16 protein-coding genes are annotated in these 22376 nt (G+C 61.3%); 3 read left to right on the forward strand and 13 right to left on the reverse strand.

What is annotated here, in order from left to right:
- Positions 1–5 precede the first annotated feature (5 nt).
- Positions 6–1934, reverse strand: a complete 1929-nt coding sequence (sltY, locus tag FJU30_RS01450) for a murein transglycosylase (protein WP_150433658.1) — start codon at positions 1932–1934, stop codon at positions 6–8.
- Positions 1935–2423: 489 nt separating this feature from the next.
- Here sltY and ettA point away from each other — a divergent pair, with 489 nt between their 5' ends.
- Complete coding sequence (gene ettA / locus FJU30_RS01455) at positions 2424–4091, forward strand: energy-dependent translational throttle protein EttA (protein ID WP_150433850.1); 1668 nt, start codon at positions 2424–2426, stop codon at positions 4089–4091.
- Positions 4092–4286: 195 nt separating this feature from the next.
- Here ettA and trhA read toward each other — a convergent pair whose 3' ends face one another.
- Entirely contained in the window at positions 4287–4934 is a 648-nt protein-coding gene (gene trhA / locus FJU30_RS01460; RefSeq protein WP_150433659.1) for a PAQR family membrane homeostasis protein TrhA, read from the reverse strand.
- 201 nt (positions 4935–5135) lie between these two features.
- On the opposite strand from trhA, the gene FJU30_RS01465 reads away from it, so the two are divergent.
- Positions 5136–5741 (forward strand): HD domain-containing protein, encoded by a 606-nt coding sequence (locus tag FJU30_RS01465; protein ID WP_150433660.1) that lies wholly within the window; start codon positions 5136–5138, stop codon positions 5739–5741.
- Between the two features lie 45 nt (positions 5742–5786).
- Here FJU30_RS01465 and FJU30_RS01470 read toward each other — a convergent pair whose 3' ends face one another.
- The 3 genes from FJU30_RS01470 to FJU30_RS01480 all read right to left on the reverse strand — a co-directional run bounded on the left by FJU30_RS01470 (position 5787) and on the right by FJU30_RS01480 (position 9396).
- On the reverse strand, positions 5787–7112 hold the full coding sequence (locus FJU30_RS01470) for an MFS transporter (RefSeq protein WP_150433661.1): 1326 nt from the start codon (positions 7110–7112) through the stop codon (positions 5787–5789).
- Positions 7113–7348: 236 nt separating this feature from the next.
- Positions 7349–8698: an amidase gene (locus FJU30_RS01475; protein WP_150433662.1), complete on the reverse strand. Its 1350-nt coding sequence runs from the start codon at positions 8696–8698 to the stop codon at positions 7349–7351.
- Positions 8698–9396, reverse strand: a complete 699-nt coding sequence (locus tag FJU30_RS01480) for a DUF2848 domain-containing protein (RefSeq protein WP_150433663.1) — start codon at positions 9394–9396, stop codon at positions 8698–8700. The genes FJU30_RS01475 and FJU30_RS01480 overlap by 1 nt, the downstream gene beginning before the upstream one ends.
- Positions 9397–9584: 188 nt before the next feature.
- Here FJU30_RS01480 and FJU30_RS01485 point away from each other — a divergent pair, with 188 nt between their 5' ends.
- Positions 9585–10265 carry a GntR family transcriptional regulator gene (locus FJU30_RS01485; RefSeq protein ID WP_150433664.1) on the forward strand — a complete coding sequence of 227 codons (681 nt, stop codon included), beginning with the start codon at positions 9585–9587 and terminating at the stop codon, positions 10263–10265.
- 74 nt (positions 10266–10339) lie between these two features.
- On the opposite strand, the gene FJU30_RS01490 is transcribed toward FJU30_RS01485, so the two are convergent.
- The 8 genes from FJU30_RS01490 to alsS all read right to left on the reverse strand — a co-directional run bounded on the left by FJU30_RS01490 (position 10340) and on the right by alsS (position 22353).
- Positions 10340–11755: an MDR family MFS transporter gene (locus FJU30_RS01490; RefSeq protein WP_150433665.1), complete on the reverse strand. Its 1416-nt coding sequence runs from the start codon at positions 11753–11755 to the stop codon at positions 10340–10342.
- Between the two features lie 348 nt (positions 11756–12103).
- Positions 12104–14980, reverse strand: a complete 2877-nt coding sequence (gene gcvP, locus FJU30_RS01495) for an aminomethyl-transferring glycine dehydrogenase (RefSeq protein ID WP_150433666.1) — start codon at positions 14978–14980, stop codon at positions 12104–12106.
- A gap of 357 nt (positions 14981–15337) precedes the next feature.
- Positions 15338–15739 carry a glycine cleavage system protein GcvH gene (gene gcvH, locus FJU30_RS01500; protein WP_150433667.1) on the reverse strand — a complete coding sequence of 134 codons (402 nt, stop codon included), beginning with the start codon at positions 15737–15739 and terminating at the stop codon, positions 15338–15340.
- A gap of 28 nt (positions 15740–15767) precedes the next feature.
- Positions 15768–16865 (reverse strand): glycine cleavage system aminomethyltransferase GcvT, encoded by a 1098-nt coding sequence (gene gcvT, locus FJU30_RS01505; RefSeq protein ID WP_150433668.1) that lies wholly within the window; start codon positions 16863–16865, stop codon positions 15768–15770.
- A gap of 475 nt (positions 16866–17340) precedes the next feature.
- The gene (locus FJU30_RS01510; protein WP_150433669.1) at positions 17341–17913 is read right to left on the reverse strand and encodes a DJ-1/PfpI family protein; all 573 of its coding nucleotides are present in this window, start codon (positions 17911–17913) and stop codon (positions 17341–17343) included.
- Positions 17914–18219: 306 nt separating this feature from the next.
- Positions 18220–19677, reverse strand: a complete 1458-nt coding sequence (locus FJU30_RS01515) for an alpha/beta hydrolase (protein ID WP_150433670.1) — start codon at positions 19675–19677, stop codon at positions 18220–18222.
- A 73-nt stretch (positions 19678–19750) separates the two neighbouring features.
- The gene (gene fhuF, locus FJU30_RS01520) at positions 19751–20539 is read right to left on the reverse strand and encodes a siderophore-iron reductase FhuF (RefSeq protein ID WP_150433671.1); all 789 of its coding nucleotides are present in this window, start codon (positions 20537–20539) and stop codon (positions 19751–19753) included.
- A 134-nt stretch (positions 20540–20673) separates the two neighbouring features.
- On the reverse strand, positions 20674–22353 hold the full coding sequence (alsS, locus tag FJU30_RS01525; protein ID WP_150433672.1) for an acetolactate synthase AlsS: 1680 nt from the start codon (positions 22351–22353) through the stop codon (positions 20674–20676).
- Positions 22354–22376 lie beyond the last annotated feature (23 nt).

Raw genomic sequence — 22376 nt, forward strand, 5'->3', positions numbered from 1 at the left:
TGAAATTAATAGCGGCGCTGCCATTCCGCATCGGTTAGCACGCTGGCCGGCTGATGCAGGAAATGCCGGTAAAACACATCGTAAGCCAGCACGTTTTTCACATAGCCGCGGGTTTCCGAAAACGGAATGCTTTCGATAAAGGCGACGGCGTCAATGCGTCCGGCGCTGCTTTCCAGCCAGCGATTAACGCGCGACGGCCCGGCGTTGTAAGCTGCGGAAGCCAGTATGCGGTTGCGCCCGAACATCTGATAAACATAGTCCAGGTAGGCGGTGCCCAGCGTGATGTTGGTCTGCGGATCGAAAAGCTGGCTGCTGTTGAGGTAGCCGCCGATGTTGTTCATCTCCGCCGTATGCTGAGCGGTGCGCGGCATCAGCTGCATCAGCCCGCTGGCGCCGACCGGCGAGCGCGCCTGCGGATTCCACGCGCTCTCCTGACGGGCGATCGCCATCGCATAGCTTTGGTTGATGCCTTTATCCTCGGTGGCGCGCCGGAATTCATCCCGCCACGCCAGCGGGAAGCGCTCCTCCAGGTGATCCCAGAGTTTACCGACGATGGTCGTCTGTACGCTGAGATCGGCCCAGCCCTGATCGAACGCATAGCGCGCCAGCGCCTCCTGCTGCGGCTTACTGCGGCTGGCCACCAGGCCGCTCCATTCACGGCGCGCCAGATTATCCATCTGCCAGTACATCAGCTCGCGCACCCGCGCGATCTCCGCCAGCTGCGTCAGGGCGCTGTCGGGCCGGGCGGCCTGCGCAATACTCACCGGCCAGTTGATATTCAGTTTCTGCGCCGCCGCCATCGGGTAGAACCCGCGCGCATTGGTCAGCTCGCGCAGCATCGTCTCCCCTTCCTGCAGTTTCCCCTGTTCCAGCAACAGAACCGCGCGCCAGTAGCGCCATTCATCCTTCTGCAGCGCCTCGGCCGGCAAACGCGTCAGCCAGTCCGCCAGATCCTTGCGATCGCCGCTGCCCAACGCCATACGCACCCGCCGCTCCAGCAGGGCGACGGACTGGCTGCGACGCACCACGTCGTCGCGCCAGCCGGCCTGTTCCGCGGTAACGTCCGTCCCCATCAGACGCCAGGCTATCGCCTCCGTCATCGCCTGGCGCTGCGCGTCACTCATTTTTTGCAGACGCGCCACCACCGGCAGCATTGAGCGGGCCTCATCCGCCGACTGGCGCGCGACGCGGCTGAAAGCGACCAGCGTCGCCTGGCGGGTGAAATCGGTCGGACCGACCGACCGGGCAAAGCCCTCGACGCTGGTCGGATCCTGCTGCAGCCTGACCAGCGCCTCGCCCATCGTCCGATAGTCGGCCGGCAACTGCTTCGCCAGATACGTCACCAGCCCGCTGCTGCCTTCATTCAGCGCCAGACGCATACGCTCCAGCGTGACCAGCGGCGTTTGCTCGCCGGCCTGCTGCCAGACGCTGAATAAACGATCGCAGGCCGACGGCAACGAACGGCCGGTCAGCCAGATCTCGCGCGCGGCCGGCCAGACCGACTGACGCTGCCCGTCCGCCCACTGGGCATAATAGTAGTTGCAGCGCGCGGCCACCGGCTTCGGCGCCTGCGGGCTGAAGCGCAGTATCCCCGCCCAGTCCTGGCGGCGCGCCAGTTCGTTGACGAAAGTGGCGTGAAGATTCTGCGCTACGGGCAGCGTCGGATGCGCGGCGATAAACGCGCCGATTTGCTCAGCGTCGACCTGAGACAGGTTCTGCGTCAGAGCGCGGTACTCCAGATAGGGATACAGCGGGTAATCACGCAGCGTCGGCATCAGTTGCGCCACCACGTCCTGTTGATTATTGTCCCATGCTTGCTTTACCTGTTGATAACGCTGGCGCTGTTCATTCAGCGAATCAGCCTGCGCCGCCATCGACAACCCCGTCAGACAGAGCGCCGCGACCACGACGCGCCAGGAACCCACTTTAACCATAACCTGCACTATCCTCATCATGATGTGACGTTTTACCGCCGAAACCGCGCCAGACGGAGATTCAATCGATTTTAGGTTGCGGGCAGACGGTAAGCGAGAGAATTCCCGGCCGCCGACGCAAATAACGCCGGAAACCCGCGCCTGCCGCAACGCGACGGGCGCGGCGCAGTTCTGACCCTTTGACCTCATCTTGCCGCAATCGTCACATCCGGCCCGCGATAAATCAGCGTTTAAGTGTGGCACATCATGCTGTATAGCGATACGTTAGCCGCGGATGTGCGCTGCGCGACGCGCGTCACGAAGCAGAAATGCGTACTGACCGGCGCCCGGCAAACACAGGGATGGCTGGGATCGGATCACGAAACCCGTTACACTCCACAGGCGAAGACGAATTTACCGGGCTGCCCGCGGGCGGGCCGGCACAACGATGCCTGCCCGGCGCCTGACGCGGGGCAGGATAACAACCATCAGAGAGAGGCTCAGAGCAACGTGGCTCAATACGTTTACACTATGCACCGCGTCGGAAAAGTGGTTCCGCCGAAGCGTCATATTCTGAAAAACATCTCCCTCAGTTTTTTCCCCGGCGCCAAGATTGGCGTGCTGGGGCTGAACGGAGCCGGTAAATCGACCCTGCTGCGCATTATGGCCGGCATTGATAAGGATATTGAGGGCGAGGCCCGTCCGCAGCCCGGCATCAAAATCGGCTATCTGCCGCAGGAGCCGCAGCTCAATCTGGAGCAGACGGTGCGCGAAGCGGTGGAAGAGGCGGTGGCCGACGTCAAACAGGCGCTGACCCGCCTGGACGAAGTTTACGCGGCTTATGCCGATCCCGACGCCGATTTCGACAAGCTGGCTAAAGAACAGGGCGAGCTGGAAGCGATCATTCAGGCGCACGACGGCCATAACCTGGATAACCAGCTGGAACGCGCCGCCGACGCGCTGCGCCTGCCGCCGTGGGATGCTATCATCGCCAATCTGTCCGGCGGTGAACGGCGCCGCGTGGCGATTTGCCGCCTGCTGCTAGAAAAACCGGATATGCTGCTGCTGGACGAACCAACCAACCACCTCGACGCCGAATCCGTCGCCTGGCTGGAACGCTTCCTGCACGACTATGAAGGCACCGTGGTCGCCATCACCCATGACCGCTACTTCCTCGATAACGTCGCCGGCTGGATTCTGGAGCTGGACCGCGGCGAAGGCATCCCGTGGGAAGGCAATTACTCCTCCTGGCTGGAACAGAAAGATCAGCGTCTGGCGCAGGAAGCTTCGTCCGAAGCCGCCCGCCGCAAGTCGATCGAGAAAGAGCTGGAGTGGGTGCGTCAGAATCCGAAAGGCCGCCAGGCGAAGGGCAAGGCCCGTCTGGCTCGCTTCGAAGAGCTCAACAGCACCGAATATCAGAAGCGCAACGAAACCAGCGAACTGTTTATTCCACCCGGCGCGCGTCTGGGGGATAAAGTGCTTGAAGTCGACGGCCTGAGCAAATCCTACGGCGACCGCCAGCTGATCGATAATCTGTCGTTCACGCTGCCGAAGGGCGCCATCGTCGGGATTATCGGGCCGAACGGCGCGGGTAAATCCACCCTATTCCGTATGCTGTCCGGCAAAGAGTCGCCGGACGCCGGCAGCATTACGCTGGGCGAAACCGTACAGTTGGCCTCGGTCGATCAGTTCCGCGACAACATGGACAACGGCAAAACGGTGTGGGAAGAGGTTTCCGGCGGGCAGGACATTATGCGCATAGGCAACTTTGAAATCCCAAGCCGCGCCTACGTCGGCCGCTTCAACTTTAAAGGCGTCGATCAGGGCAAACGCATCGGCGAGCTGTCGGGCGGCGAACGCGGCCGCGTTCATCTGGCCAAGCTGCTGCAGGTGGGCGGCAACATGCTGCTGCTCGATGAACCGACCAACGACCTGGACATCGAAACCCTGCGCGCGCTGGAAAACGCCCTGCTGGAGTTCCCGGGCTGCGCGCTGGTCATTTCCCATGACCGCTGGTTCCTCGACCGTATCGCCACCCATATCATCGACTATCAGGATGAGGGTAAGGTGGAATTCTTTGAAGGCAACTTCACCGAATACGAGGAATACAAGAAGCGCACCCTGGGCGCCGATGCGCTGGAACCGCACCGCATCAAATATAAGAAGATGACCCGCTAGTATTGCCGCAGGCCCGCACCGCGGGCCTCAGACTGATGACAACGTTCGTTGCCAGGGGAAACGCGGCGAGGGGCCCTGGCTGCATTAACCGCCGGAGCGCCCCCCCGGTGCGGCAGGCCCGGCTATCCCGGGCTTATCGCCGGGGTTACCAGCAACCACAGGCCCGCACCGCGGGCCTGTTTTTTAGCTCATGCGTTATACGTACAGGTAAATCGCCAGAAAATGGCACAGGCTGCCGCCCAGCACGAAAGCGTGCCAGATAGCGTGGTTGTAGGGAATACGCTTGCAGGCATAAAAGATTACCCCCAGCGTATAAATCGCCCCGCCCAGCGCCAGCAGCGCCACGCCCCATATCGACAGCTTCTGCGCCAGCTCATACACCACGATCAGCGACAACCAGCCCATCACCAGATAGGTAATTAACGACATCGCCTCGAAACGATGCACGAACGCCAGTTTAAATATCACCCCCAGTAAAGCGATCGCCCAGATCACCACCATTAGCCCCAGCGCCAGCGGCGTACCGAGCCCCACCAGCAGAAAAGGCGTATAGGTGCCGGCAATCAGAATATAAATCGCGCAGTGATCAAACCGTTTCAGCCAGGGTTTAGCCCGCGGCGAAGGAATCGCGTGGTAAAGCGTGGAGGCCAGAAACAACAGAATAATGCTGCCGCCGTACAGACTGTAGCTGGCGATGGCGACCGCATCGGCCCCGGTGCGGTGCGCCTGCGTCAGCAACAACACCAGCCCCACAATCCCCAGCACCAGGCCAATGCCGTGGCTGATGCTATTGGCGACCTCTTCCGCCAGCGTATATCCCTGTTCCATTAAATTTTTCGCCATTCGTTCCACCTCACCTGCATACTCAATGGCTTATCCGTCGTCAGCCAACCAATAAACTGTCAGCAGCTTAGCTGAGAATTATTTCAGTGTACACGTGTAAGCTAAATAAATATCCGGCCGCGGTGCGGCACGAATAGGTGATGGCAATGCTGCGCGCTTCCCCTACAATAGCCCGCGTATTTTACAATCTGAGGTTTTCTGATGTCTTTTGTCTCACCGGAGCTGGATTTCGGTTCCCTGACCCGCGTAGTCGGTTTTTTAATGGAAATCGATAAATTGAAAAGCGTGCAGCGCCGCTCCAAAATCATCGGCAGCGAACGTCACGAAGACTCGGCCGAGCACAGCTGGCATTTCGCCGTCGCCGCCATGAGCCTGGCGCCGTACGCCGGCGAAGTGGATATTCAGCGGGTGATCCAGATGGCGCTAATCCACGACATCGTGGAAATCGATGCCGGCGACGTGCTGGTTTACGATCTGAGCGCGCGCGCCGCGGTGCACGAGCAGGAAGTGGCCGCCGCCGCCCGTCTGTTCGGCCTGCTGCCGCAGCCGCAGAGCCAGCATTTTCACCAGCTGTGGCTGGAATATGAAGGCGGCGAAACGGCGGAAGCGCGCTTTGCGCTCATGCTTGACCGCATCATGCCCATACTGATGAATCTGCATAATCAGGGGCAGAGCTGGCTGGAGAACGGCATTCGCCTGGAGCAGGTGCTGGCGCGCGTCGCCTTTATCGCCGACATCAACCAGGAACTCTGGCGCCATCTGCAACGCCATCTGGCGGATGCGCAAACAAAAGGCTGGTTGAAGTAACCCCCGACGCAGGCCGGACGCAGGCGTCCGGCCTGCCATGCGCGCCTATAGCGGCTTATGCGCCGTCTCTCTGGCGGCCAGAACCGCCAGCAGCGTGACGAGCAACGCCAGCGACACATAAATCGAGATCGCCAGCGTACTGCTGTAGGACTTGAACAGCGAGGCGATGATCAGCGGCGCAAAGCCGCCGCCGACGATCCCGGCCAGCGTATAGGCCAGCGACGATCCGGCATAGCGCACCTTTGTCGGGAACTGCTCGGTGACGAAGGCCGCCTGCGGGCCGTACATCGCGGCGTGAATCAGCAGACCAACCACCACCGCGATACAGATCGACAGCGGCTGCGCGCGATCCAGCAGCACAAAGAAGACGAACGCCCAGACCATTGCCGCCAGCGCGCCGCCCATGTAGACCGGACGACGGCCGAAGCGATCGGAAAGCATGCCGAACAGCGGCACCGCGACGGCGTTGCCAAACGCCCCCAGCATCGTCGCCATCAGCGCCAGCGGACGCGGCAGATGCAGCACGGTTGTCACGTAAGTCAGGGTAAACACCACCACCAGCGCGTACAGCACGTCGGAACCGATGCGCGCGCCGCCGGCGATCAGCAGCGGTTTCAGATGCTGGCCGAACACTTCGCGAATCGGCGCCTGAGTAATGTCTTTGCTTTTTTCCAGCCGGAGGAACGCCGGCGTCTCGCCCACTCCGCGCCGCAGCCACAGGCCGAAGATCACCAACAGCAGGCTCAGCAGGAAGGGAATGCGCCAGCCCCACTGCTGGAAGCTGTCCGCCGACATCGACATCGTCACCAGGGTGATAAAACCGGTGCCGATCAGCGTGCCGCAGGAAGGCCCGACCTGAGCGAACGAGGCGTTACGCCCGCGCTGATGCGGTTTGCCGTGCTCCATCGACAGCAGCACCGCGCCGGCCCATTCGCCGCCCAGCGCGATGCCCTGGACAAAACGCAGCGAGACCAGCAGCAGCGGGCTCCAGATGCCCCACATCTCATAGCCGGGCAGCACGCCCATCAGCGCCGTCGTCACGCCCATGATCACCAGCGTGGCGACCAGCACGAAGCGTCGCCCCAGCACATCGCCTAAATGACCGAAGACGATGCCGCCAATCGGGCGCGAGATATAACCGACGGCATAGGTGGAAAACGCCAGAATGGTGCCCACCAGCGGATCGAATGAGGGAAAAAACACATGATTGAAAATCAGCGCCGCCATAATGTTGTAAACGGTAAAGTCATACCATTCCAGCGCGGTGCCGATCGAACTGGCCGCCGCCAGTTTACCGGTGTTGGGCGCGCCGGCGGCCTGTTCCTGCGGAGGCAGGCGGTCGATCGCCGCCTTAGTGGTGGATGTATTCATTCTTTTATCTCCTGTGCGATGCGTAGCCAGTTACGGGAATATGGTGATCATTAAAGGTATGGCCGTTCAGCCCCCCACGGCTCCGTCCGGCGTCATACGACGCGGTTGCCCTGGTGTGAAACACCGCGTCCGCCTGCGCGTCGCCTGGCGTTGCAATCAGCGACCTTCGATGGGGAAAACCGGCCATACGGACTCTCCGGGTTACTTGACATCAGGCGACGAGCGCGCCGTAAACGTTATGCGTCGGCAAGGCAGCGTTCGATCGCCAGCGCCCACCCCAGCAGCGCGTCGTCGCTGAGCGGCAACCCGGCCACCATCAGTCCGACCGGCGCGTCGCCCGGCCGCTGACACGGCAGGGAAAGCGCGCAGCCGTCCAGAAAGTTGATCACTGACGGATTGCGCAGCGCGGCGCCGTTGATGCGGAAATAGCGCTCCTCATCCGCCTCCAGTTCGGCAATGGTCGGCGCGATAACGGGCACGGTCGGCATCAGCAGCGCGTCGAAATCGCGCACCTCCGCCGTCACCCGCCGCTGCCAGTCGGCGCGCCGCGTTTCCAGCTGCAGCCGATCGTTCTCGTCCAGCGCCGCGCCGCGTCGAATGCGCGACAGAACCCGCGGGTCGTATTCGGCGGCGCGTTCGGCGATCAACGTCCGATGCCGGCGCCATGATTCCAGCGCGCTGAAACCGCCGCCGGCGTTAATCGCGGCCAGTTCGGCAAACGCCGTACAGGCGACGGGTTCGATACGCGCGCCCGCCCGCGCCAGCCGCTGCAGGCTCCGCTCGAACGCGGCGGACACGTCCGGATCCAGCCCCTCCAGCACCAGCGTTTGCGGCACGGCAAAACGCGCCCGCGACAGCGCTTTCTCCTCCGGCGCCAGCGCATGATGGGCGACCAGCGCATCCAACGCGATGCAGTCGGCGACGTCGCGCCCGATGGCGCCGATGGAATCCAGCGAGGTCGAAAGCGGCAGCAGCCCGGCGTCATCGATGCGTCGGGCGGTGGGTTTATAGCCGGTCAGTCCGCAGAACGCGGCGGGAATGCGTACCGATCCGCCGGTGTCGCTGCCGAGCGCGCCGAAGCACATTCCGTCGGAAACAGACACCGCCGCGCCGGAGGAGGAACCGCCCGGGATACGGCGCGCGGCGCGATCCCACGGATTGGCCGGCGTACCGTAATGCGGATTGATCCCCAGGCCTGAATAGGCGAATTCGGTCATGTTGGTTTTGCCGATCAGCACGACGCCGGCCTGCAGCAAGCGCGCCACCACGGCCGCATGGCGCGGCGCGGCGGGCGCGTCGGCCAGAACGCGGGAGCCGGCCGTCGTGGCTTCGCCCGCCACATCGAACAGATCCTTCACGGACAGAGGCACCCCGTCCAGCGCCGAACGCGGCTGACCCGCCGCGCGCCGTTGGTCGGCATCCCGCGCCTGACGCCGGGCCTCATCGCGATAGACCCGGGTAAAAACGCGCGCGCCCTCGCCCGCCCGATCGTCAATCCGCGCCAGCGCGCACTCGGTCAGCGCCACGGACGTCAGCTCGCCATTTGCCAACCCGGCGGCGACCTGCTGTAAGGTTAATGTCGTCATCAGGCCACCACCGGCAGCTCAATGCTGCAATAGCGGTGTTCGATCGCGCGTCCCAGACGCTCATCCACCAGCGCCATGCGAAATTCGGTCGCCGGGCGAATGCCGCCAATCGCGGCCATCGTGCCGCAGGTCATCGCCAGCCCGTCCGGCATCGGCGTGTCCAGCGAACAGGGCTCGCCCAGGTAACGCCCGAGCAGCGCCAGCGGCGGCTGCAGGCTGGCCAGCGTTCCCTCCTGATACAGGCGATACTCCCCATCTTCCTTGATCCACGAACGCAGGATGAGATCGTCCCAGTGATCGAGCACCTCCCGCAGCGGCCAGGCGTCGCGCGCAACCGGTTTGACGCACAGTTGCTTCGACAGCGCGACGCTGTGCGCTTCCAGCTGTCGGTCGGTATGATCCGACGCCAGCGACACGTACAGTTCGCCGCCGTGCGTGAAAAGCAGCGGTTCGGCTTCGCCGGAACTGGCGCCGCCGATAACTTCAACGCGAACGGACTGGCTGAGTTGGTTAACCGCCACGCGATAAAATAGCGGGATTGCACCAGGCGGAGGCACGCCCAGATCCGCCAGCTCCCGAATATGGTGCAGAACCGCCTCGCGATCGCGCCCGGTCCAGCCGGCGATCACCAGACGATCGATCGCGACGCTCAGCGGCGTCGTTGCTGCGTTGGCCGGTAAATTAAAGGTCAATGTCATGAAATCGCTCCCCCTGTCACTCAAATAACTGTGAAATTTCACAGAATCTTCAGGATGGAAATAAGCGATTTTCGTGCCATGTTTTTGTGTACTATAACCAATAGGATTCAGAATGCGGGAAAACGGCGGGCGAACGCCGCCGGAAAAAATAAAGAGCGTAAAAGATTTTCCAGTTGCAGGAGCTACACGTGAAAAGCGCTGATGCAGAGAGCCGGGAATTCCTGACGGTAGAGGAAACCGGCCTGTCACAGAATGAACTGGCCTACCGGCGTTTCAAACAGGCGCTGGTGACGTTAAGTTACAAGCCAGGAGAATATTTGAATACCGCTCAGGTGATGAGTGAACTCCGAATGGGCAGAACGCCGATTAATCAGGCTATCCATCGTCTGGCGAACGAAGGGCTATTGCAGGTGATCCCGCGCAAAGGCGTGATGGTATCCCCGCTGTCCATCAACGACGCCCTCGAGCTGATCGAAGTGCGGCTCGCCAATGAACTGTTGTGCATCCGTCTGGCCAGCCAGCGCGCCACGCCGCCGCAGGTTGACGAACTGAACGCGCTCAATCGGCGCATCGCGGCGGCCGGCCACGCGCGCGACCGGGTGCTAATGATGACGCTGGACCATGAATTTCATCAGTTGCTGGCGCAGATCGCCGGCAACAGCACGCTGACCGACATCCTCAGCGTACTGCATGCCCGATCGCAGCGTTTCTGGGCCAGTTCGCTGTCCCGGGAAGAGCATATGCTGGAGGTGATCACGGAGCACCAGGCGGTGATTGACGCGCTGGCGAGCCAGGACGCCGCCGCCGCGCAAAGCGCGATGGAGACGCACGTCCTGTCGTTTCGTCACGCATTGCTGCACGACTACTAACCTGGGTTTCGCGCGCAACAGGAGCGGGTCGGTAAAGCGCGGCGACCTCTCCGACAGCGCGCGTTATCCGCCCGCTACCCTCGCGACTGACGCTTTTTCCGGTGCAAAACCTGCTCGCCGGCGTCGGCGGGCAGACGCACGACATCCACCAGCGCCAGCAGAGCGACCAGCGCGATAATCCAGAACGCCAGCTGGAAATCCTGCGCGCCGGCGCTGCCGGCCAGGCTCCCGTGTAAGATTTCCGCACAGGAAAGCGCCAGCGCGCCAACCGCAATCCCCATTCCGGCGTTCATCTGCTGCAGCACCGAGAATAGCGTGTTGGCATCGCGCATTTGCGATGGCGGCACATCGGCGAAGCCGATGGTATTGAGTGCGGTAAACTGCATGGAACGGGTCATGCCGGTAAAAAACAGCAGGAGGCAGATCAGCCAGCGCGGCGTATCGGCGCTGAGCAGCGCGCAGGCGGCGAAACCAAGCGCCACCAGCAGGCCATTGCCGACCAGCACCGTGCGCAGACCCAGCGTATTCATCATCCATGTGGTGCCGGGTTTCATACAAAGATTGCCGGCGAACAGCCAGAGCAGCATCAGCCCCGCGTCCACTGCGCTGTAGCCGAACCCCAGTTGAAACATCAGCGGCAGCAGAAAAGGGGCGGAGCCAATCGCGGTGCGGAACAACGAACCGCCTACCGACGTAACCCGAAACGTCCGAATGGCTAACGGCGTCAGGTTGAACAGCGGCGCTTTTGCGCGCCGCAGATAGCGGGCCGAAAGCAGCAGCAAAAGCAGGCCGGCCAGCAGGGTGAACAGCGCCGTTAACCGGGAGATATCGGCCCGGCTGGCCAGCTCTAATCCGCCCATAAACAGGCCGAACCCCAGCCCGGTGAGGATAAAACCGGCGCCATCGAAGGGCAAACGCCGCGCGTCCTCGTCGCGGATCAGCCGCAGCGCGGCGACAAAAACCAGCGCGCCGAGCGGCAGATTAAGCAAAAAAATCCAGTGCCAGCTCCAGTGGGTGCTGATCCAGCCGCCCAGCGGCGGCCCGAGTACGGGCGCGACCAGACCGGGCCAGGTAAGAATGGCGATGGCGCGCACCAGATCGGCGCGCGGCGTATCGCGCAGCACCACCAGCCGGCCGACCGGCACCATCATGGCGCCGCCGATGCCCTGCAGAATACGCGCGGCGGTAAAGCTGAGCAGGTCGCCGGCCGCCGCGCACAGCGCGGATGCGCCGGTGAAGATGAGGATCGCCCAGCAGAAAATACGGCGGGCGCCGAAGCGGTCCGCCGCCCAACTGCTGACCGGGATAAACACGGCAAGAGCCACCAGATAGGCAGAAACGCCCACCGACATATGCGAAACCTGGGTGCCGAAATCGCGGGTCATCATCGGGAGCGCCGTGGTAATTACGGTGGCGTCCAGATTTTCCATGAAAAATACCGTCGCCACCAGAAGCGCGGTCGCGGTGCGCCGGTCGATGCGTAAAGCCATAAGCTGTGTTACTCGCAAAATCAGAAGACCGCCCCGCTGCGGGTCGGCCCGACTAGAGGAACTGGCGCGTCCTGTTTTTCTTCCGGGGCAAGCGCGCGTTAAACCAGCGCGCAATCGACGGTAGCATGAAAAGCCGCCGGATAAAGCCGGAGACGGCGGAAAAGCGTATCCCGCTCACAACGAAAATAAAAAACCGACGCAACGGGATATTACCCGATACGCCGGCTCGTATACCAGAGCTCTGCCCGACTTGCCGCTCGCCCGCTCGTTGGGCGGGCGAGCGGTTTCCTCCGTCAGCAGGCCGTATTGCCCCGGTAGCGCTAAGCCCCGCGCCCTGCCGGCCGCGCGCTATTCGACATAATCGCCGACCGGCACGCAGGCGCAGAACAGATTGCGATCGCCGTAGACGTCGTCCAGTCGTTTCACCGTCGGCCAGTACTTATCGCGCCGGCCGGCCGGAAAGACCGCCAGTTCGCGGCTATAAGGGTGCGGCCAGTCGTCGACGACGTCATCCTGAGTGTGCGGCGCATTGACCAGCGGATTATCCTGCAGCGGCCATTCGCCGTTCGCCACCCGCTCCGCCTCCTGGCGAATAGCCAACATCGCGTCGATAAAACGATCCAGCTCGGTCTGGCTTTCCGACTCCGTCGGCTCCACCATCAGCGTGCCCGCCACCGGGAAAGACATGGTCGGCGCATGAAAACCGTAGTCGATCAGCCGCTTGGCGATATCCATTTCGCTGATGCCGGTACGCTCCTTCAGCGGCCGAATATCAAGAATGCACTCATGCGCCACCCGTCCGTTGCGGCCGCGGTACAGTACCGGCCACGCGGACTGCAAACGGTCGGCGATGTAGTTGGCGTTCAGCAACGCGACCTGACTGGCCTTTTTCAACCCGTCGGCGCCCATCATACGGATATACATCCAGCTGATCGGCAGAATGGAGGCGCTGCCGAACGGTGCGGCGGACACCGCGCCCTGCTGCGTCAGCAACCCGTCGATGCGCACCACCTGATGCCCCGGCACGAACGGCGCCAGGTGCGCTTTCACGCCAATCGGCCCCATGCCCGGCCCGCCGCCGCCGTGCGGAATACAAAAGGTTTTATGCAGATTAAGGTGCGACACGTCGGCGCCGATATAGCCCGGCGAGGTAATGCCGACCTGCGCGTTCATATTGGCGCCGTCCAGGTATACCTGGCCGCCGTGCTGATGGATGATCTGGCACACCTCGCGGATCCCTTCTTCGTACACGCCGTGCGTCGAGGGATAGGTCACCATAATACAGGCCAGCCGCTCTGCCGCCTGCTGCGCTTTGGCGCGCAGATCGAGCAAATCGATATTGCCCTGGCGATCGCAGTCGACCACCAACACCTCCATGCCGGCCATATGCGCCGAGGCCGGATTGGTGCCGTGAGCCGAGGCGGGGATCAGACAGATTCGGCGCGCCGTTTCGTCCCGGCTGTCGTAATAGCGCCGAATGGCCAGCATGCCGGCGTATTCCCCCTGAGCGCCCGAGTTCGGCTGCATGCACACCGCGTCATAGCCGGTCAGCTGCACCAGCCAGTCGGACAGCTGTTCGATCATCTGACGATACCCTTGCGCCTGCTCCGGCGGACAGAACGGATGCAGTTCGCTAAATTCCGGCCAGCTGATCGGCAGCATTTCGGCGGCCGCATTCAGTTTCATCGTGCAGGACCCCAGCGGGATCATCGCCTGATCAAGAGCCAGATCTTTCGCCGCCAGGTGGTGCAGATAGCGCATCATTTCCGTTTCGCTGTGGTAGCGATTAAACACCGGATGAGTCAGGATCGGACTCTGACGCGACAATGCCGGCGGAATCGAGGGCGGCTGCGCGATCACCTGTTTATCCAGCGCCGCCGGATCCAAGCCGTGACCATCGCCGAGCAGCACGTCAAACAGCGTCAGCACGTCTTGCCGGCAGGTGGTTTCATCCAGCGTAATGCCCACCGCGCCCGGCAGATCGCCGCGCAGGTTGAGGCCGAAGCTCAGCGCCCGGTTCAGCACCGCCGCCTTATCCGCCACCTCGACCGTCAGCGTATCGAACCAGCCAGGGTGACGCAGCGTCATCCCGCCCTGACGCAGACCGGCGGCAAGGATATCGGTCAGCCGGTGGATACGTTCGGCGATGCGCCGCAGTCCGTCCGGTCCGTGAAACACCGCGTACATTCCGGCGATATTCGCCAGCAGCACCTGCGAGGTACAGATATTGGAGTTGGCCTTTTCACGCCGGATATGCTGTTCGCGCGTTTGCATCGCCATGCGCAGCGCCGTGTTGCCGGCCGCATCACGCGAAACGCCGATGATGCGGCCCGGCATCGCCCGTTTGAATTCGTCCCGACAGGCGAAAAACGCGGCGTGCGGCCCGCCGTATCCCATCGGAACGCCAAAGCGCTGCGCGGAACCGAACACTACGTCGGCGCCCTGATGGCCGGGCGCTTCCAGCAGCACCAGCGCCATCATATCGGCGGCGACGCAACTGATGATTTTTCGCTGCTTCAATTGCGCCAGCAGCGGGCGATAATCGTGCAGCTGACCGTCGCTGCCGACCTGCTGCAGCAGCACGCCGAAGACTCCGTCGTAATCGGCGAAGCGGTCGGCCGGCGCGACCACCAGCTCGAAACCGAACGCCCGCGCCCGCGTGCGCACCACGTCCAGCGTTTGCGGATGTACGTCCTCCGCCACCAGAAAAAGGTTAGCCTGCTTCAGCTTGCTGGCGCGCCGGGCCAGCGCCATGGCTTCCGCCGCCGCGGTCGCTTCATCCAGCAACGAGGCGGAAGCCAGCGCCAGCCCGGTTAAATCCTGACTCAGTTGCTGGAAATTCAGCAGCGCCTCCAGCCGCCCCTGCGACACTTCCGGCTGGTACGGCGTATAGGCGGTATACCAGCCGGGGTTTTCCAGCATATTGCGCTGGATAACGGCCGGCATCAGCACCGCGCAATAGCCCATGCCGATATAGTTTTTATAGCGTTGGTTGCGGCTGGCGATAGCTTTCAGCTCCGCCAGCGCCTGTGACTCGCTTACCCCGTCGCCGATGGCCGGCGGGCCGGGCAGTTGGATGTCGGCCGGTAAAATCTGCCGGGTCAGCGCCTCCAGCGAATCCGCCTGTATCTGCGCCAACATCGCCTGCTGCTGGAGAGGAGAAGGACCAATATGTCGTTCCGTGAACGCGCTGTCGTGCTCAAGCTGGCTGAGTGTCTGAGTCATTACGGCTATTTCCTGCATTTAAAGCGAAACTACGGGGAACCCGGATACGGCGCTCTGCCTGAGCACAGGCCGATGCGGGTCGCTTAACGTGATTGACGCGGGCGTCAGATCGCGGTCAGGCCGATCGAAACACGCACGATATCAGGCCGCCGACCAGGCTTGTTATCAGGGACAGCGCAGTGCGGGGTCGCAGCGGCATCAACCGTCGACAAATTTGCCGGGCGAAAATTTGAATAACGCGCGCGCAGGTTCGCAAAGCGGGACAGCTCCTCGCTGCGCCCGTGCCGGGCGCAGCGGTCGGCAACCTCGATATGGCATTAACACGGCAGAGACAAGCGCTCGCCGCCCGCGGCCCGTCTATTCTTCGGCGTCGTCATCTTCCAGCGAGGCCTGATAGCTTTCGGCGTCCAGCAAATCATTGAGTTCGGTTTCATCGGCCGCTCTGATGCGAAACAGCCATCCTTCCGCATAGGGCGCGCTGTTAACCAGTTCGGGCGCGTTCTCCAGTTCCTCGTTAATTTCCACCACCTCTCCGCCGATCGGCGCATAGATATCCGATGCGGCTTTCACCGACTCGGCCACCGCGCATTCATCGCCGGCGTTGAACAAGGCGCCCACTTCCGGCAGATCGATAAACACCATATCGCCGAGAAGCTCCTGCGCATGTTCGGTGATCCCAATGCTGTATATGCCGTCGCCTTCATCCTGCACCCATTCATGTGATGCCGTATATTTTAGTTCTGCCGGAACATTGCTCATCGCTGACCTCTCCATTCACCAAAGATTGTTACTCAAAGACGGGTTTACCCGCGCGGACAAATCCCGGCCGGGTCACCTTAACCGGGATCTCGCGGTTACGGATCTGCACCATGGCGCGATCGCCTATCCCCGCCGGTACGCGCGCCAGCGCGATGCTCACGCCCAGTACCGGCGAAAAGGATCCGCTGGTGATCACTCCCTGCTGCAGCTCGCCGGCGTCGTCGGTAAAACGCACCGGCTGACCGTTGCGCAGCACGCCCTTTCCCGTCATCACCAGCCCCACCAGCTGTTGCGTGCCCTTGTCGCGCTGCACCGTCAGCGCCTCCCGGCCGATAAAGTCGCGCTCTTCCGGCTGCCAGGCGATGGTCCAGCCCATATTGGCCGCCAGCGGCGACGTCATCTCATCCATATCCTGACCATAGAGATTCATGCCGGCCTCCAGGCGCAGCGTATCGCGCGCGCCGAGCCCACAGGGCTGTACGCCTTCGGCCCGCAGACGCCGCCATAGGTCCGCCGCCTGCTCCTGCGGCAGCGCGATCTCATAACCGGCCTCGCCGGTATAGCCGGTGGTCGCGATAAACCACTCGCCGGCCTGCACGCCAAAGAACGGCTTCATCCCCTCGACCAGTTGCCGCTGCGCTTCGCTCAACACCCGCCGCACCTTTGCCTGCGCCTGCGGCCCCTGCACCGCGATCAGCGCCAAATCGTCACGTTCACGCACCTCCACCAGAAACGGCTGCGCATGTTCCACGATCCAGGCCAGATCTTTTTCTCGCGTCGCGGAGTTCACTACCAGACGGAAATGATCCTCCGTCAGAAAGTAAACGATAAGATCGTCGATTACGCCACCGGAGGCGTTCAACATACCGGTGTAAAGCGCTTTACCCGGCTGGGTCAGACGGGCGACGTCGTTCGCCAGCAGATAGCGCAGAAATTCACGCGTGCGCACGCCGTGCAGATCGACAATCGTCATATGGGAAACGTCAAACATCCCGGCGTTCCGCCGCACCGCGTGATGCTCATCCAGTTGCGATCCATAGTGCAGCGGCATCATCCAGCCATGGAAATCCACCATTCTGGCGCCATCGGCCAGATGCTGCTGATACAGCGGGGTTTGCTTTGCCATTGTTCCGTTCCCTCTTTGTTATTCGCTAAGAACCTGAGATAAAACCAGAGACACAGAGGTTGCCCATAAACTGAACTTACCACCGAAATTAGCCGCTAACCACAACCTTAGTCATAAGATAAAATATATAGTTAAATTAATAGACCAATTAACGCCATAGTCATTAAATTCATTAAAAACACATATATCAGAATAAAATTCACAACAAATAAATATAGAAGACTTTTAATCCAGATTGGTTGATAAAAACCAGAAGTTACCCTCCTAATAAAAAACACAAATCATTAGTTAAAGTAATGCGAATAGCCGAGCGAAATTAGTTTTTTTCAATTATCAGACCGCGATGGACGCACGGCTGCGCCGGAATAAGCGGCCCGCTCTGATAAGGTTTAGCGCGAGAGGCAAAAGATGCAAGCGGCGGGCAGGCGCGCGCAGCAACCGCGCGCTCAGTCAGGGAAACGAGTCGGCCGGCGCTTCAGGCCGTCCTGCTATGTTCGGCGGCGTGCATCGCCAGCCAGGTTTTGAGGTTTTCGTCGCGGCTTCCCAGCTCGCGCAAGATTTCGGCCATGAAGCTGACCGGCGCGCTGCCGGGCGCGGTGATGACACGCCGATCGGCCACCGCCCAGGGAACATCCTGATAGTAAGCGGCGCCCCGATAATGCAGTTCCGCCAGGTTTTCCGCCGAATTAGAGGTGTGGCGGACGTTGTCGAGCACGCCCGCCTGCGCCAGCACCCGCGTACCGTCGCAAATACCCGCGACGATGATGTTCCTGTGATGAGCCGAACTCACCAGTCCGGTAATATCCGGCGCCTGGTCGGTACGCCAGACGGTGCCGCCGCATACCATCAGCAGGTCGAGATCATCAAGTTGAATATCCTCAATCGCCAGTTGTGGAGTAACCATCATGCCGCCGGAGGATAGGACCGGGCGACCGTCAGGGGCGGCGAAACGAGTCTCGAAACCATAATAGCCGCGGCCGGCCGAATTGATCAGGGCGGTTTCCCAATCGGAAAAATTTTCGCTAAGAATAGTAATGGCGCGTATCACTGGCGTGTCCTTTTCAATATGCGATCGCGCGGATCGCGTTGGCGTGTAAATTCGGATCGTAACAAAGGCCACTGACAAAAAATGTCAGTGGCCTTTATGCTGATCGGGAAACCGTCCGCCGGAGACGTCTGCTGCGGCCCGGCGGCCACGGCGAAGAAAGAATGCCCAGCGCTAACGCTGCGGCCTTCACGACTGAGATCGCGCTGTCGGCCATGCCTGGCGATCGTGTTTTACGCCACGCGGCGATGCGGAAGGTTTAGAGCGGTCTGCTATGGCTGCGTCTGATCGCACGCCATTTTCATCCGCTCACTGCGGTATTTTTTCCTCAATGCGCTGCCGCAGATAGGGAAAGAACGGATTGGACGACAGGCGCAGTAAGGTATCCAGATCGACCACCAGCACCGAGCGTTCTCCCCTGGCGGCTATCTGTCCGAGCGGGAAGCCGAACTCGCGCGGATTTTGCGCAAAACGACCGTAGAGCGAATCCGAATCCGGAAAAGGCAGCGCGACGTGCGACAGAGAGTAGACATCGGGCGGATAATCCATACCCAGCAGGCGCGACGTTTGCTGGCTTGACCCGGCCGGCACATCGTAAGCCAGCGCGCGGGCGCTGGATGGTGATTCGTTGGTGATTACCGTCGTCTCATAATTACGCGGCGGCGGCGGCAATAACTGACCGATGGCCGCCAGGGCGGCTGGCCGCAGCAGCGGGCCAAAGTTGACGGTGCGGTTAATGTCGAACAGAACAATTTGGCTGCCGTTCTTCGGCAACAGATTATAGAACGAGGCGATCACCGCCCGGGTACTGACCGTGTAATCCATCACCGACTGGAAGGTGAGCACCGGCGCCAGCGTCGCCAGACCATTCGCCTGCGCTTTGCGGCTGAGCTGCTGCTGCAGTTCATGGGTCAACAGCCACGACTGACGCGCGCCGTTAACCGGAAAAGAGTTATATTTGAACGGGTTGAACTCCGGCAGGATACTAAGCCAGGCCGATTTGGCAAACGCAGGGAAAACGGCCGGCAGCCCGGCCAGACCGGCAAAACGGGCGTAGCTGGTCACGCCGATCATCGGAGAAATCAGGACCAGTTGGTCCGGCCGCGCCAGCGAGGGATCGTCCTGCGCATCCAGCGCATATTTCAGCGCCAGCGCGCCGCCGTTGGAGAACCCCACCAAATGCAGCGGCTGCGCCGAATCGGTCAGATGGCGCCGGGCTTCGCGTACCGCCAGTCGGGTCGCCGCCATCCATGTCTGCCAGCGCACATCGGTCAGCGCGCCCGGCACCGTGCCGTGCGCCGGCAAACGAATGCCCACCGCCACGAAACCGCGCCGACGATAGCTCTCGGCGAGATGGCGCAGGCTATAAGGCGAATCGGTCAGGCCATGCAGCAGCACTACCGCGCCTTTCACCTTACCGTCCGGCAGCAACTCATATGAGCGGTTCCAGTCATGCTGGAATTTGCCTGGATACAGCGGGCTGTCGGCGAAATAACGGTTGGCCGGCTGGCGGTCTTCCTCATCCAGCAGCTGGGTGACATGGCGGTCCGTTTCGCGAAAGAGCTGCGCCTCCGCGGCGAGCCACGTCGGCCAGTCGGCCTTATCCAGACGCGCGTCCGACATTTCCTCCGGCACCCAGGTATGCCATGGAGAGAGCGCCGGGCCGCGTCCGCTGTCATAAACACGAATAACCAGCAGCGTCAGCGCCGCGACGGCGGTCAGCGCGATGACGCGTTTAATGGTGCGTTTGACGGTCCGGGTCAACATGGTTGTTACCTGTATTGCGGCGATCACAAGAGAAGAAGAAGGCGCGCTTCATCCGCGCGGCGCCAGACGCCGTCTATCCCCCCTCTCCCCGGTTAAGCGTACAGTCGCGGCAGCGCGCCACGTCAGGCAGACGATAACGCTGACAGCAACTGCGACGCTCCAGCTTATCATTACGCGGAATGACGGTGCGAAACAAGGGATTATCCGCGCCGTCCGGCAGCGTCGGCGTCAGAAACAGCGCCCGGCCGATGGCGGTCGGCGCGCCCGGCGGCAGCAACGCGGCGATATCGTCCAGCAGCCAGTGCATCAAATAGCCGTTGTTATTCCACGCCAGCTTTGCGTTCAGCACGCCAAAACCGTCGAGAGTATTGACCACCGGGATAAGATGCTGGCGCAGCAGCCTGACCAGACGCCATACGGCGTCATCTTCGGCCGTCTGCGCCTGCGTCTCGATAAAGAAGTGCGCCGGCCGGCCGGTTTGATGAAAAGCAACGTGAATACGTTCAGATGAATAATCCGCCATCAGCGGATACAGCAAGGCGGTCAGCATCAGCGGCGGCACCAGCAAACCAAAATACCACTGCGCCCACAGCGCCTGTAATGGTTTTTCCTCGCGCGCAGCCTGCGGCTGCAGACGGTAGATATCGTCGCCGTAGCGCCGGATCAAATCGGAAAAAAACGCAGGGGATGACCACTCGGCGAGCGTCATACTCCCTGCGGGAGGCGCAGAGCCAAAACGAACCGTCTCCAGGCAGTGCGGCCGATATCGGGCCAGCACATCATGCAACGCCTGCGCCAGCGACCCGACGTCGCTATGCGCATCTTGTTCGCCTGGCGTGATAATCGTATTAACTGTCGGCATTGAGAGGTTCCGGCAAGCGCCGCGCCCTGATAAGAATGACAATGATAATTATTGTCAATATTATCGATGTTTGGCGGCGGAGACAAACTCCGCGCCGGCGTTGCCGCCCCCCTCACTGCCGGAGACGGGCAGGATCAGAACAGCTGGCTGATATTCAGTTCTTCCATCAGGCGATAATTATCCGAATAATCAACAGGAATAGCGATAACGGCCGGCCCCTGCACGTCCATGGCCGCACGGAGTTTGCTTTCCAGTTCTTCGGCATTGGTTACCGCGAATCCCTTCGCGCCGAAGGCTTCGGCATACGCCTTAAAGTCGATCGGACCGAATTTCACCCCGGAGGAACGGTGATATTTTTTCTCTTCCTGAATTTCAACCATGTTATAGGCGTTATCCACCCAGATGATATGCAGCAGGTTGCACTTCAGGCGAATCGCCGTTTCCAGCTCCATGCTGGACTGCATAAAGCCGCCGTCGCCGGAAACCGAAACCACTTTCTGGTTAGGATGAACCAGCGCCGCGCCAATGGCCCACGGCAACGCCACGCCCATGGTCTGCTGACCGTTGGTCATCAGAATCTGCCGCGCGCGGAAGCTGTACAGATAACGCGCCAGCCAGATATGGAAACTGCCCATATCGACGCACAGCGTCACATCGCTGTTGACGATATCCTGCATGGCGCGCACCAGGCGCAACGGGTGAATCGCGAAACCACGCATATTCACCGCGCGCGTCGCCAGATCGTGGCGCTGTTTGGTGCGATCTTCCAGTACCTGCTGTGCCTTGTCGGACAGCGTCACCGGATGGCTGATACAGTCGGTCAGCTGGTTGATGGTTGTTTCGATATCGCCAATCAGTTCGCGAGCCGGGCGGTAGGCGCTATCAATCTCCGCCGGCACGATATCGATGTGCACCAGCGTGGCTTTACCGTTGTTCCACAAAGCGGGATCATATTCGACCGGGCTGTATCCCACGGTAATAATCAGGTCCGCCTGCTGTAACAGCTTATCGCCAGCCTGGTTGTTAAACAACCCGACTCGGCCGGCAAAGTGATCGAAATGCTGCTGATCGACCACGCCCGCCGCCTGATAGGTGCTGGTTACCGGTAACTGGCTGCGGCGCAGTAAACGGCGTATCGCCTCGGCACTCTTCGGCTGGCTGGCCATCAGGCCCAGCAGCAGAATCGGATTTTTAGCGCGTTCAATCATCTGACCGAGCGACACGATATCGGCATGCGGCGCGCCGTTGACCGACGGCAGGTACGGCGTCGCCAGAATCTGGCTGGTGACCGGATCATTGACGATATCCTGCGGCAAACTGATAAACGAAGCGCCCGGACGGCCGAATTCCGCGGCGCGGAACGCGTTCGCCATCACTTCCGAAATGGCGGAAGACGCGCCGATTTCCGCGCTGTATTTAGTCACAGGCTGAAACAGACTGACCGTATCCAGGCTCTGGTGAGTCAATTTCAGTCTGTCCGCGCGTTTAACCGCGCCGCCCAGCGCCACAACCGGGTCACCTTCATAGGTCGCCGTCGCCAGACCGGTGACCAGATTGGAACAACCCGGTCCCGAGGTCACCAGCGTTACGCCGGCCTTACCGGTAATACGCCCTATCGCCGCCGCCATAAAGGCGCCGTTCGCCTCATGGCGCACCGGAACGGTCTCGATCGACGAATCAACCAGCGCATCGAATACGCGGTCGACTTTCGCCCCCGGGATACCAAAAACATACTTCACGCCCTGCTGTTCCAGATGCTTTACAATCAGCTCCGCACCACTATTCCAGTTTTGTTTACCTGATTCATTTTCCATAATATATCCCCCTTACATTTAAT

Source organism: Affinibrenneria salicis, assembly GCF_008710095.1.

Bases quoted from the DNA above. Each gene is read 5' to 3' on its own strand.
- sltY (WP_150433658.1), bottom strand. From the start codon at position 1,934: ATGGTTAAAGTGGGTTCCTGGCGCGTCGTGGTCGCGGCGCTCTGTCTG.
- trhA (WP_150433659.1), bottom strand. From the start codon at position 4,934: ATGGCGAAAAATTTAATGGAACAGGGATATACGCTGGCGGAAGAGGTC.
- FJU30_RS01465 (WP_150433660.1), top strand. From the start codon at position 5,136: ATGTCTTTTGTCTCACCGGAGCTGGATTTCGGTTCCCTGACCCGCGTA.
- FJU30_RS01470 (WP_150433661.1), bottom strand. From the start codon at position 7,112: ATGAATACATCCACCACTAAGGCGGCGATCGACCGCCTGCCTCCGCAG.
- FJU30_RS01475 (WP_150433662.1), bottom strand. From the start codon at position 8,698: ATGACGACATTAACCTTACAGCAGGTCGCCGCCGGGTTGGCAAATGGC.
- FJU30_RS01480 (WP_150433663.1), bottom strand. From the start codon at position 9,396: ATGACATTGACCTTTAATTTACCGGCCAACGCAGCAACGACGCCGCTG.
- FJU30_RS01490 (WP_150433665.1), bottom strand. From the start codon at position 11,755: ATGGCTTTACGCATCGACCGGCGCACCGCGACCGCGCTTCTGGTGGCG.
- gcvP (WP_150433666.1), bottom strand. From the start codon at position 14,980: ATGACTCAGACACTCAGCCAGCTTGAGCACGACAGCGCGTTCACGGAA.
- gcvH (WP_150433667.1), bottom strand. From the start codon at position 15,739: ATGAGCAATGTTCCGGCAGAACTAAAATATACGGCATCACATGAATGG.
- gcvT (WP_150433668.1), bottom strand. From the start codon at position 16,865: ATGGCAAAGCAAACCCCGCTGTATCAGCAGCATCTGGCCGATGGCGCC.
- FJU30_RS01515 (WP_150433670.1), bottom strand. From the start codon at position 19,677: ATGTTGACCCGGACCGTCAAACGCACCATTAAACGCGTCATCGCGCTG.
- fhuF (WP_150433671.1), bottom strand. From the start codon at position 20,539: ATGCCGACAGTTAATACGATTATCACGCCAGGCGAACAAGATGCGCAT.
- alsS (WP_150433672.1), bottom strand. From the start codon at position 22,353: ATGGAAAATGAATCAGGTAAACAAAACTGGAATAGTGGTGCGGAGCTG.